Source organism: Enterovibrio baiacu (assembly GCF_004120195.1).
Taxonomy (GTDB): Bacteria; Pseudomonadota; Gammaproteobacteria; order Enterobacterales; family Vibrionaceae; genus Enterovibrio; species Enterovibrio baiacui.
Genome location: NZ_SCHN01000014.1, coordinates 23,075 through 35,760, shown reverse-complemented (window position 1 = coordinate 35,760; position 12,686 = coordinate 23,075). Strand labels below are relative to the sequence as shown.

General features: G+C 47.4%; 8 protein-coding genes. 5 read left to right on the top strand and 3 right to left on the bottom strand.

The features are described 5' to 3' along the window. Positions 1–317: 317 nt before the first annotated feature. The 4 genes from leuO (at position 318) to ilvN (ending at position 6,111) form a co-directional block, all read left to right on the top strand. Complete coding sequence (gene leuO / locus EQP46_RS15815) at positions 318–1,265, top strand: transcriptional regulator LeuO (RefSeq protein WP_129494569.1); 948 nt, start codon at positions 318–320, stop codon at positions 1,263–1,265. 295 nt (positions 1,266–1,560) lie between these two features. Further along, a complete protein-coding gene (locus tag EQP46_RS15810; RefSeq protein ID WP_129494568.1) occupies positions 1,561–3,357 on the top strand; it encodes an AMP-dependent synthetase/ligase in 1,797 nt (598 codons plus the stop codon). Positions 3,358–3,895: 538 nt separating this feature from the next. Continuing rightward, entirely contained in the window at positions 3,896–5,614 is a 1,719-nt protein-coding gene (locus tag EQP46_RS15805; RefSeq protein WP_129494567.1) for an acetolactate synthase 3 large subunit, read from the top strand. Continuing rightward, positions 5,614–6,111, top strand: coding sequence for an acetolactate synthase small subunit (ilvN, locus tag EQP46_RS15800; RefSeq protein WP_129494566.1), 498 nt, complete (start codon positions 5,614–5,616; stop codon positions 6,109–6,111). Before EQP46_RS15805 ends, ilvN begins: the two co-directional genes overlap by 1 nt. 493 nt (positions 6,112–6,604) lie before the next feature. On the opposite strand, the gene pykF is transcribed toward ilvN, so the two are convergent. The 3 genes from pykF to EQP46_RS15785 form a co-directional block, all read right to left on the bottom strand. Next, a complete protein-coding gene (pykF, locus tag EQP46_RS15795) occupies positions 6,605–8,017 on the bottom strand; it encodes a pyruvate kinase PykF (RefSeq protein WP_129494565.1) in 1,413 nt (470 codons plus the stop codon). A gap of 595 nt (positions 8,018–8,612) precedes the next feature. Then, positions 8,613–9,509, bottom strand: coding sequence for a GGDEF domain-containing protein (locus EQP46_RS15790; RefSeq protein ID WP_129494564.1), 897 nt, complete (start codon positions 9,507–9,509; stop codon positions 8,613–8,615). 380 nt (positions 9,510–9,889) lie between these two features. Then, positions 9,890–11,596, bottom strand: a complete 1,707-nt coding sequence (locus EQP46_RS15785) for a glycoside hydrolase family 30 protein (RefSeq protein ID WP_129494563.1) — start codon at positions 11,594–11,596, stop codon at positions 9,890–9,892. Positions 11,597–11,985: 389 nt separating this feature from the next. Between EQP46_RS15785 and EQP46_RS15780 the strand changes: the two genes are divergently transcribed. Then, positions 11,986–12,672 (top strand): hypothetical protein, encoded by a 687-nt coding sequence (locus EQP46_RS15780; RefSeq protein WP_129494562.1) that lies wholly within the window; start codon positions 11,986–11,988, stop codon positions 12,670–12,672. Positions 12,673–12,686 lie beyond the last annotated feature (14 nt).

The following is a 12,686-nucleotide window of genomic DNA, read 5'->3' as shown; positions in this document are numbered from 1 at the left end:
CGCCGATTTTTAGATCTAACTGGCTGTTATTTAATGTTTTATCTGGGTGGTTTTTAGGTTTTTGAAGGGGGTGTATACACAAGGTTTTATAACGATTTACTGGGGTCATATCATCAACGTATGTTACTAAATTGGCGTCTTGGTCAACTGTTGTTCAGTTTGCAAATTTATACTGCACGTTCATCAAGGTAACGAGTGATTGACGTTTATTTGAAGCACTGTCTTGCCGCACATTAAATACAACTTCTTCGGCAAGAAGTTGCATGCAAACGAACGGATAGAACGTTTTACACTTTGCTACTCCTCAAGGTTTAGATATGACACAAAAAGAGTTGGTAAACGCTTCAGACAACCGTACAGATACAACACTGCGTAGTGTGGATCTGAATCTTATCACTGTATTTGACGCTGTGATGCAAGAGCAAAACATTACTCGCGCAGCACAAAACTTAGGTATGTCACAGCCAGCGGTAAGTAACGCGGTATCTCGACTTAAAGTGATGTTTAACGACGAGCTTTTCGTACGAAATGGTCGCGGTATTAAGCCAACACAACGCGCACGCCAACTGTTCGGCCCTATTCGCCAAGCGATTCAATTGATCAAAAACGAATTGCCGACGTCCGTCTTTCTACCTGAGACAAGTGTACGCACCTTCAAACTGGCCATTTGCAGCCCTTCTGACATGCGTTTCGCACCGCAAATTCTAAACACCATCAGTGCGATTGCACCGAACGTACAAGTGCAAGTTGAAACCGAGTTTGATCGCGATGTAGCGCGTAAACTGCGTTACCAAGAAATCGACTTCGTGATTGATTACATGCACTTTGGTGAAGCCGGTTTTAGCAGCACTGAAATGTTCAACGATGAGCTGGTGGTGGTGGCAAGCCAATCTCACCCGCGTTTAGGCAGTGCGATCACCGCGAAAGAGTTACAAAACGAATCTCATGCGGTATTGAAACGTAACGGTGAAATGCAAGGGTACGCCGAAGCGCTATACCGCGACGGTCGTTACCGTGAAGCCTACCAAGGCGTAAGCTTGAGCAATATTCTTTACGTGGTGAGTCAATCAGAGCTGATTGCTGTCGCACCGCGTTGGATGATCGAAACCGGTCATCACAGTGACAACCTCAAAATGTTGCCGCTGCCACAAGACAATAACCGCATCAGCGGCTACTTGAGCTGGCATGCATCGGCTGAAAAAGACAAAGGTCACCTGTGGATGCGTGACCAATTGTTGTCGATTTGTGGTAACTCGTTAGCGTAATTTTTGCGCTCATATTAAAAAGCCAGCATGCGCTGGCTTTTTTTGTGTCTGGCGTTTTTTACAGATATAGATTGTTACACTTTTCCATGATTTGAGAGAACAGGTGTACTCTGAAATGAACGCTGTTCAGCAGAACAATCGTTCGATTTTTAGCCACATTTAAGCGGCTTTTGCTTGTATTTACGAGGTGAAGCATTACACTGCCTGAAAGTTTGAGCTAACACATGTAAGCTCATTTTAAAGCGAGCCCCCACTTTGCATTCTTGGGGCGATTGATGTGCTGAGAGAGAATTGAATGGCGCTGAAGTTTCATATCGTGAACCGCATCCGTGAGCAAGTGATTGCTCAAGGTGAAAAGACCGCACTCCGCTTCCAGATCGATAAAGGCTGGGGTGACATTAGCTGGCGTCAGTTTGGCCTAGACATTGATGCGATCTCCCGTGCTCTGCTTGTATCAGGGCTAGCGGTTCAGGACAGAGTGGGTATCTTTGCGAACAACTGTGCAGAGTGGACCATTGCAGATATGGGGGCACTGCAGATCCGTTGTGTGCCTGTGCCTATTTACCCAACAAACACCCCAGACCAAACCGCTTACATCTTAAAAGATGCGGGCGCGCGAATTCTGTTTGTGGGTGATCAAGCCCATGCTGACGCGGCCATGTCGATTGCTGAACAATGCCCAGCACTTGAGCACATCATCAGCTTCAATGAGAACGTTGACTTTGCCGGTCACCCAATGGGTATGAGCTGGAAAGCGTTCATCGCATTGGGCAATGACAATGTTGAACAGGAAATGCAGACACGCATTGCTGATGCGTCGATGGATGACCTAACAACCCTGATTTACACCTCTGGCACCACAGGCGAGCCAAAGGGCGTGATGTTGGACTACGCAAACTTTGCCGCACAGCTTGAAAGCCACGACCAAGTGCTTTCTATCAGCGAAAACGAAGTGTCATTGGCGTTTCTGCCGCTGTCGCACGTGTTTGAGCGCTGCTGGACACTGTTTGTACTGCACAACGGTGCGACCAACTGTTACCTATCAAACACCCATGCGGTGCGTGAAGCGCTGCAAGACGTGAAACCGACCGTGATGTGTGCGGTTCCGCGTTTCTACGAGAAAATTTACAGCGCCGTGCACGAGAAAGTCGCGACGGCGAGCCCTGTGAAGAAAGGCATGTTCCGCGCTGCCGTGGCGATCGGCAACAAGATGTCTGAAACCTTACAGCAAGGTAAAAAGCCATCAGCCATGCTTAACGCCAGCTACAAAATGGCGGACAAACTGGTATTGAGCAAACTGCGTCAATTACTGGGTGGTCAGATTAAAATGATGCCGTGCGGTGGCGCGAAACTCGAGCCAGCGATTGGCCGTTTCTTCCACGCTATCGGTATTAACGTCAAACTGGGTTACGGCATGACCGAAACCACCGCGACGGTATCGTGCTGGGACAGCGCGACGTTCGATCCTGACTCAATCGGTCTTGCGATGCCAAATGCGCAGGTGAAGATCGGTCAAAACAACGAAATTCTTGTGCGTGGCCCAATGGTAATGCGCGGCTATTTCAATAAGCCGAAAGAAACGGAAGAAACCTTCACTGAAGACGGCTTCCTGAAAACCGGCGATGCGGGACACATTGATGCAGCAGGTAACCTGTTCATTACTGACCGTATCAAAGAGCTGATGAAAACCTCTGGCGGTAAGTACATCGCACCACAGGTTATCGAAGGTAAGTTAGGTAAAGACCACTTCATCGAACAAATCGCCGTGGTGGCAGATGCACGTCATTTCGTGTCTGCCTTGGTGGTACCTTGTTTCGAAACCTTAGAAGGTTGGGCGAAAGAGCTAAACATCAAATATCACGACCGTATGGAATTGATAAAACACAGCGATGTGGTCGAGATGTTTGAAGCGCGTATTGCCGAGCTACAAAAAGAGTTGGCGAAGTTTGAACAAGTGAAAAAATTCACCTTGTTGCCGAGCGAGTTTTCCATGGCGCATGGCGAGCTAACACCAACATTGAAACTGCGTCGTAAAGTGATTCTTGAGCGTTATAAAAAGCAAATTGAATCAATGTATAAGAAGCATTCTTAATCGAATACACGACGTATTTTTAAGTGCACTAAAAACAGAACGCAGAGGTGAAAACCTCTGCGTTTTTTGTGTGTCTCAAAAGTGATATCCAAATCGAGAAATTTCTCTTTCCTCCCGATCTAGCCAGATTTTCGTCCCAACACAGCAAAAAAAGACCTTTCAGTACGCTGTATTTTCACTTCATACAAACAGTAAATCTCGCTTAGCTTTCCTTTTGTGGTTTTTGATTCTGCGCTAATGAGGCTTTGTAGAGTCTTTAGTGATGAAAACGTAATGAAGTAGAGTTTTTATGTAAATATTGGTTACCCAATAGACAGATTTGCTAATAAAGCGTTAAAGTTGGTTCTGCTTTAACAACCGCAAAAAAACGGCTTTTTACCGTCTTTTCTTAGCGCGTTTAAGCAGTGCTGTTTTGATTCTTGTTACGACCGGAATCAAAGGCATAGCTGGCATGGATGGCAGCAATTAAAGCGTCACGTTGGCATCCATCACTAGGCTACAAATAAGTCCTAATACTATGCATACATGGAGGCATATAGTGGAAATGTTATCAGGAGCCGACATGGTTGTTCGTTCAATGATCGACCAAGGCGTAAAACATATATTTGGGTATCCGGGCGGATCAGTTTTGGATATCTATGATGCACTGCATGAGAAAAGTGATATCGAGCACGTGCTCGTTCGTCATGAGCAAGCAGCGGTTCACATGGCAGATGGTTATGCCCGTGCAACCGGCGAAGTCGGCGTAGTACTGGTCACCTCAGGGCCCGGTGCAACTAACGCCATTACAGGTATCGCAACCGCGTATTACGATTCCGTTCCTATGGTTGTGCTTTCTGGTCAGGTAATGAGTAACCTGATTGGTAATGATGCATTCCAGGAATGTGACATGGTGGGTGTTTCACGTCCTATCGTAAAACACAGCTATTTAGTGAAAAACGCGGAAGACATTCCGAAAATCATCAAAAAAGCCTTTTATCTTGCATCGACAGGCCGTCCAGGACCTGTGGTTGTTGATCTGCCAAAAGATGTGCTGAACCCAGCAAATCTTTATCCGTATGAATACCCAGAAAGCATCTCTATGCGTTCTTACAACCCGACAACGACGGGTCATAAAGGACAAATCAAGCGTGGCTTAAAAGCCCTGCTTGAGGCGAAAAAGCCAGTGCTTTATGTGGGTGGCGGCGCCATCATCTCTGAGTGTGGCGAGCAAATTAAAACGCTGGCAGACACCTTAAATATTCCTGTTATCAGTACATTGATGGGCCTGGGTGCTTATCCGAGTACGGGTGACAAATCGCTGGGTATGCTTGGCATGCACGGCACTTATGAAGCCAACATGACGATGCACAATTCCGACCTTATCTTTGGTATCGGTGTGCGTTTTGATGACCGAACCACCAATAACGTCGAGAAATACTGTCCGAATGCCAAGATCATGCATATCGACATCGATCCATCCAGTATTTCGAAAACCGTTTCGGTAGACATCCCCATTGTTGGCTCTGCAGATGCAGTACTGAACACCATGCTGAAGATCCTTGTTGAGCAGGGTGGCACGAACGATGCTGCCGCGCTTGAGGCATGGTGGAGCAACATCAACGTTTGGCGCGATCGCAAGTGTCTGGCGTATGAAACCAATAACGAGCGCATCAAGCCGCAAGAAGCGGTTGAAGCCGTCTATAAACTGACAAATGGTGATGCTTACGTGGCATCAGATGTGGGTCAGCACCAAATGTTTGCCGCGCTTTACTACCCGTTTGATAAGCCACGTCGTTGGATCAACTCCGGCGGCCTCGGCACAATGGGCTTTGGCCTACCAGCAGCGATGGGCGTGAAATTCGCGCTTCCTGATGCTGAAGTCATTTGTGTCACCGGTGATGGCAGTATCCAGATGAACATTCAGGAACTGTCGACCGCATTGCAATACGACATTCCCGTCAAGATTATCAACCTCAACAACCGCTTCCTCGGTATGGTGAAGCAGTGGCAAGACATGATTTATCAAGGTCGCCACTCACAATCGTACATGGATTCAGTGCCTGATTTCGCTGCGATTGCAGAAGCCTATGGTCACGTCGGCATCCGCATCAATGATCCAGCAAAACTGGAAAGCGAGTTGGCGCGTGGATTGGCGATGAAAGACAAACTGGTCTTCTTTGATATCAGCGTTGATGAAACCGAGCACGTATACCCAATGCTGGTTCGCGGCGGTGCAATGAATGAAATGTGGTTGAGCAAGACGGAGAGAACATAATGCGCAGTATTTTATCGGTTTTAATGGAGAACGAACCAGGCGCATTGTCCCGTGTTGTTGGTTTGTTTTCTCAGCGTGGCTATAACATCGAATCGCTAACAGTATCGCCGACCGATGACCCAACACTGTCTCGCCTCAACATCACCACAACAGTGGTGAAAGATTCTGAGCGTGAGCAAATTGAAAAGCACCTTCACAAGCTGATCGACGTATTGAAAGTCAGCAATGTTACTGAGTCAGACCACATTGAACGTGAACTGGCAATGGTCAAAGTGAAGGCGTCTGGTTTTGCGCGAGCAGAAGTGAAGCGCACGGCTGATATCTTCCGCGGACAGATCGTTGATGTGACTAACTCGCTTTACACCGTTCAGCTAGCGGGCACGAGCGAAAAGATTGATGCTTTCATCTCTGCGATGAAAGACGTTACAGACATCATCGAAGTCGCACGAAGCGGTGTTGTAGGTATTGCTCGCGGTGAACGTGCCTTACGTCAGTAAGCGTATCGTCACTGCTTGATACCACAAGCAGCTTGAACAAGAAAAACCGATGGCGGAGACGCTGTCGGTTTTTTTGTGGATGAAGAGCGGGGTAGAGCGGGTCCTAGGTCCTAGGGCCTGGGAAGAGCAGAAAAAGCAGTTTCGAGGAGCGAGAATACGAGAAACGAGAATACGAGAAGACGAGAAACGAGAAACGAGAAACGAGAAACGAGAAACGAGAAGGCGCAGGAAGCGCTGAGAAATTAGATTCGAAAGAGTTGAGTGAATAGGGGTGTGCAGCCCCGCTCGCACCTCGCACCTCGCACCTCGCACCTCGCACCTCGCACCTCGCACCTCGCACCTCGCACCTCGCACCTCGCACCTCGCACCTCGCACCTCGCATGCTTTTCCAAGGACCTAGGTCCGCTCTCTTCCCGCTCTTCCTGCTCTGCTCTTTCGCAGCCATAAAAAAAGGAGCCTATCGGCTCCTTTTTTCGGCTTCGGTAAACGTCTATTACAGAACGTGTACAGAAGAAGTGTTAGTAGTGCCTGACGTTACAAGTGCGCCAGAAACCATAACAACGATGTCGCCCTTCGCACCAAGACCAGACTCTAGCGCGATTTCTTTACCGCGACGGTAGAATTCGTCAGTGCTTGCGAATTGGTCAACAACAACGGTCGTTACGCCTTTAGATAGGCATAGTTGCGCTGCAGTTTTCTCGTTAGTGGTCACTGCGATGATGTTTGCAGTTGGGAAGTATTTACGTACAGAACGTGCAGACTTACCAGCTTCAGTTGCAACAACGATCAGTGGAGCACCTAGCTTCTCAGCAGTGTCTACTGCGCCTTTACATACCGCTTCGGTGATGCGTAGGCGAGCGCTGTCTAGGCGTGAACCCATTTCAGCTTTCATTGCGCCGTCAGTACGGTTAGCAATTTGCGCCATGATGGTTACTGCTTCAACTGGGTATTTACCCTTTGCAGTTTCACCAGAAAGCATAACTGCATCGGTGCCATCCATGATTGCGTTCGCAACGTCACCCGCTTCTGCGCGTGTTGGACGTGGGTTCTTGATCATTGAATCCAGCATTTGAGTTGCAGTGATAACAACTTTACGTGCACGGTTACATTTCTCGATCATCATCTTCTGCGCGAAGATAACTTCTTCTGCAGGGATTTCAACACCTAGGTCACCACGAGCAACCATGATGCCGTCAGACAGCTCAAGGATCTCGTCGAAGTTATCTACACCTTCTTGGTTTTCGATCTTCGAGATGATTTGGATGTTTTCGCCGCCGTTCGCCGCTAGGATCTCACGGATTTCTTTAACGTCAGATGCTTTACGGATGAAAGAGGCTGCAACGAAATCAACGCGCTGCTCACAACCGAATACTAGGTCGTTTTTGTCTTTTTCAGACAGCGCAGGAAGGTTTACAGAAACGCCAGGAAGGTTAACACCTTTGTTTTCGCCTAGGTCACCGTTGTTTAGAACCTTACAGATAACGTCAGTTGCTGTAGTTTCTAGTACTTCCATTTCGATCAGGCCATCGTCAACTAGGATGATGTTGCCTGCTTTAAGATCTTCTGCAAGACCTGGGTAAGTCACCGCTACACGCTCAACGTTACCAACAACAGTTACGTCAGTGGTGAAAGTGAAGGTTTGACCTGCAACCAGAGAAACGTCGTTGCCGCCTTCTAGTTTGATAGTGCGGATTTCAGGACCTTTGGTATCCAGAAGGATAGCAAGTTGCTTACCCGTGTTGTCCATTACTTGACGCAGGTTCGCGATGCGCGTGCCGTGCTCAGCAAAGTCACCGTGTGAGAAGTTCAGACGCATAACGTTCATGCCTGCATCAGCAAGCTTGGTCAGCATCTCAACGGATTCAGTTTTTGGTCCAATCGTACAAACGATCTTGGTCTTTTTCATGTAGGGTTCTCTCCGGTCGAACGTTACCCAAGGGATAAAATGTCGCTGTAATGACAGTTTTCATCTGCTTGATGTTTGTAATAAAACAACAAGCGAAACATGTTGAGCGGCAGGATTGCACAAAGCTCTTACAGCGTTAATACAGGTTCATGACAAATTAATTGCGTTGTCCAAACGAGCGAAAACCGCTAATTCGCTTGGACAACACAACTCATCCATGAAGGCGGGCACAAGTATACATGCTTTATGTGGCGGAAATTTGATCACAGGCAATGGAAAAAAAGATATTCCCATCTTCACTTCATCTTCCACCGAAACGATACAACATGGTGCCTCAATTCAGGGGCTGTAAATTTACCACATAAGTTTAGGTAGATCACTAACTGGCAACGATTAGGCGAAGCGTCGGGAGTAGGGGGGATTAGCCGCAAGAACAACGAGGTTAAAGGGCGTTAGATGGTTGTTATCACTGGGCTCTTGATGATTTTAATGGCGATTATCTCGAGTGACATCCAACACTTTGTGAAAAGGATGTAATCTAAAAAGTGATTAACTCTTCATCGATTTGCGCTAATCACCGCCAGTAATGTGTAGATTAAGAACGCGGCACTTTTGTTTTGGTATCGTTATCGATCACCAAGTTTCTGCCCGCCTTTTTCGCCATGTACAGCGCTTCATCTGCACGCAGGCTTGCGGAGAGAAAATCTTCATTCGCCAGCAATGCTGTCGTACCGATAGATACCGTGCTGCGAATCGACAATGGCTGTCTGTTTGAATGACTGACACGCACCACCAACTCTTCGATGCTGTTACGCAGATACTCTAAGCGCGCGTGTGCTTCTTCTCGGTTTTTTACCCACAACAAGAGTGCAAATTCTTCACCGCCCATGCGTGACGCGCACTCGCCAGCTTCGCTAAATTCGGTAATTAAGCGTGCAAGTTGACGCAGCACCTGATCGCCAACAGGGTGTCCCCAAGTGTCGTTTATACGCTTGAAGTGGTCGATATCCACAATGGCAAGGTATTGGACGCGATCTGGGATCGTCAGGCGTCGGCCAAACTGATCCACCAAATAACGGCGGTTATACAGGTTGGTGAGATCGTCACGATTGGCCATGTCACGCAGAGTGCGTTCACGATGAATCTGGTCTGTGACCACGCTGATAAAGGTGCACATGGCTTTTTGACCATGCCAATCAATCACTTGATCGGTAATTTCAGCAATCATCGGATTGCCTTTAAGGTCAGTGTGGTTGATCACTTGAGGTGGCGTAGGAACACCCGTGCGGATAGCATTTTCATACCGACGCTGTGCTTCTGGCCAATGAGATTCCTCGAATAACACGCGAATGCTTTCGAGATCGAGCACATCTTTCGCACACGCCATGCCACTAAATTTCGCAAACGCATTGTTCGCGTATTGCGGCACGAAATTTATGTGTATGACACAAGGGTTCGGATGTAGATCGAGTATCGCCTTAAAATCGGGCATTGCGCTTACATTCATGAGAGAAAGTCAGTGAAATTTATCATCTCGCAGTGATTAAACTGCGATTGGTTTCAAATATATGTGAACGAAGTAGTACATTTATGTATGCCAGCGCAAAAATTTTACCACTTTTTAGATATTGCCTTGCGTTTTTACGCGCCATTCACTTGTGTCCTTTTTTCTGAGTGTACAAGAAAGCATTGTCCAATATGACAAACTTATAAATAAGTATGTGAGAGTAACGTCATGCATGCTTAGTGCTTGAAATAATTTGAATCAATCCCTCAAAATAAACAAAAAAACCGCCATCAGCCCTATGCTGTTGGCGGTTGAAAAATATTCAGATAGTCATCTGCTTGAACGTGCTTATGTGCAAGTTGACACTAGAGTTGCACACGAACGGTTTGTACTGCATTCGCAGGAATGTTGATAGGTGCGTGTTGTGCGCCAATCACCAAATCAAAAGCGATAGGCTGCTTGGTGGTATTCAGCAGTTGCACACTCAACAGGTTGTCGCTGTTGAGTGTGGCGCTGGCATGCAAGGCATCGTTATCTAAACCATCCAAAAGCGTATCGGCTTGTACCGCTTTATCGCCGGGACGAATGGTTTTACTGAACTGCGCGAGCACGTCGTAAATAGGGGTGTAGTACACATCACCGCTTTCAACGTCGATCATGATTGGCGCACCACAGAAATTCCCTGCGTGGTTAGGGCCACCATTGCTATCAAGCACGGCGTTCCAATCAACCCAACCTGCCATCCAGTGGTTCAAACTGACAATAATGTCACGCGCGTAGCGGTGAACCGGCGTATAAATCGGGTGGTTTTCAGGGTTCGGCGCCCATGTTGCGGTATACGCCCAATCCGTTGCGTTTTCATTCCACCAGAATTCGTCATTGTTAAACCAGCCTGATTCTTGAAACTTCACAGGATCCAAGATGCCATTGGGGGCAGGTTTACCGAGGTCATCGATCGTGCCTTCGGTGTGAATGATGGCAAAATCAGGAAATTTATTGTGCACGCGATCCATCACGTCTTCATACACATCAACCGTGCTGGAATACCAGTGAACCGCCGAACCATAAACATACGGTGCGGTTTCAGGATCGCCCAAGATCACGTCTGTCCAATGTTCCAAGTGATCGCGGTTTTGATCGTAGATCAGCACGCGGGTATCGGCGAACGCGCTCTCTTTTAACTTAGGCCCAAGAAAGTCTTTGATGAAGGTGTTCTGGGTTTCTGCGGTGAAGTGCATGCTTTCCCAGTTACCGCTGTTGCCGTGCGGCTCGTTCACGGGGGTTAAACCCCAAATATCAACGCCGGCTTCTTTATAGTGCTCAAGGTATTTCACCAAGTAGTCCGCATAGGTCGAGACATACTCCGGCTTGAGTTTTCCGCCCGTGCCTTCCCAGTTGTTTTCTTTCGAGCCTTTGATGAACCAGGTATCGATGTCTTTCATCCACGGCGGCGCAGTCCATGCCGACGCGATGATGTTCAAGGTGTTGTCATCTTGCTTGGCTTTGATCGCCATGGCTTCGTGGATCATGGGCAACACATCAAACGATTCGTCTTGAATCCCTGCGTATTTCGCCTTTGAAAACCCATCGCTGTCAGGCGCAATGGTGAAGTGTTTTAACGCGCTGTCACCTTCAACTTCGGCGTAGCCCAGTTTTCCTTCAACAGAAAAGTCCGTGGAACCGATCGGCGTGCGCGTCAAAGAAAAGTTCGCCCCTGTGTCGGCGTAAAGTTTGTCCATCACTTCACGGCGTTTTTCAACAGGAAGGTGCGCCAGAACGAACGCAGAGGATTCAGTGAACGAGGTGCCAATGCCTGAAATGGTTTGTTTAATCACATCAGGTTGGATCACGACCTGCGTGCCGCTTGCGGCCTCGTCAGTGAACGACGTGTTTGTCATGACCGACATTTTGTCGCCCGCTTCACTGGTCAGCAGGATCTCAGTCGTTGAAGATAATCCGAAATGTTTGTTGTTCTGAATCAATGGATTCTCCCTGTCATAGTCAGAGGTGCAGGACAGCATTGTCGCTGAAGACAATGCAATAAAAACTGCAGAGAGCGTTCTCACTTCCATGTTGCTACTCCGTTTTTCGTCAGTTCTTGAATAAGGTGTTTTCGTAGAAACTCAGTGTCATTAAAAACGCTATCTGTCTTTAAACTTCATTTTGAAAGCGCTTTCTTTTGGGTTTAAAAAGCAAAACCAAAATACAAAAATCCACCCGTAGATATACCTTGTCAGCATGAAGTTGTAACTAATACAGGCAATCAACACCTTCGGTTTTCTTAGGATCAATACAGCGAGGCGTCAGAGATGTGATGTGAATGCGTTCGCATGGTGTGTAGCGCGTCTACGTTGAACGGGCGGATCTTTCGTCAGGCTCTCAAGGTTTTGCCTTCGTCCTCTCTTTGCGTATGAAATATGATAAATTTTTGACTGCAACAGACTGATAAACGGACGTACCAGTGATAGACAAAATTCGCCTTTTTATTATCGAATGTGTTGATCCGATGGATCTGCTTCAAGAGCGGTCAGAAGCGAAAGCATTAGAAAAAATCTGCAAAGCCATAGGCCATGAGGTCGCGATCCTTAGCGCGTTCTGTGAACAGGATTTAGTGAAATATCTCGATTACATTTCATCCATCGATGGGAACTACGCCGCGGCAAGCCAAAGCAGGGTACCACTGTGTATTCATATTTCTGCACACGGTAACGCGAACGGCATTTCTTTCGGTCGTGATTTTCTGAATTGGCACCGCTTATTTCTCGCCCTTTCCCCCATATTGAAAGACATGAGTCAGTACAACGGTGAAGTGCTGATCAGCATTTCGGCCTGCGGTGCTGGCCAGCAAAAACTGGTTGATGAAATTGAAGCGGAAATTGCCCGTTATCATGTCGATTCAGAGGCTTCTAACCCGCATGTAGAGCCACCTGAATATATCTTTGTGACTGAAGGGAGTCAGGGGAAAGATGTGGTGTATTGGGATGATGCGACCGTGTCGTGGACCGTTTTTTATCACCAGATATCAAAACTCAAAGCGATTAACGATGAAGGCATCAACCTGATTTTAGATGATATTGAACATGCCACAAAAACCCTTTTGCGCTCCTTTAAGTGGGATGCAAAAACGCAAAGATACGTGGTGTATTAAGCCGCGTCCTATCC

Bases quoted from the DNA above. Each gene is read 5' to 3' on its own strand.
- EQP46_RS15810 (WP_129494568.1), top strand. From the start codon at position 1,561: ATGGCGCTGAAGTTTCATATCGTGAACCGCATCCGTGAGCAAGTGATT.
- EQP46_RS15790 (WP_129494564.1), bottom strand. From the start codon at position 9,509: ATGCCCGATTTTAAGGCGATACTCGATCTACATCCGAACCCTTGTGTC.
- EQP46_RS15785 (WP_129494563.1), bottom strand. From the start codon at position 11,596: ATGGAAGTGAGAACGCTCTCTGCAGTTTTTATTGCATTGTCTTCAGCG.
- leuO (WP_129494569.1), top strand. From the start codon at position 318: ATGACACAAAAAGAGTTGGTAAACGCTTCAGACAACCGTACAGATACA.
- pykF (WP_129494565.1), bottom strand. From the start codon at position 8,017: ATGAAAAAGACCAAGATCGTTTGTACGATTGGACCAAAAACTGAATCC.
- ilvN (WP_129494566.1), top strand. From the start codon at position 5,614: ATGCGCAGTATTTTATCGGTTTTAATGGAGAACGAACCAGGCGCATTG.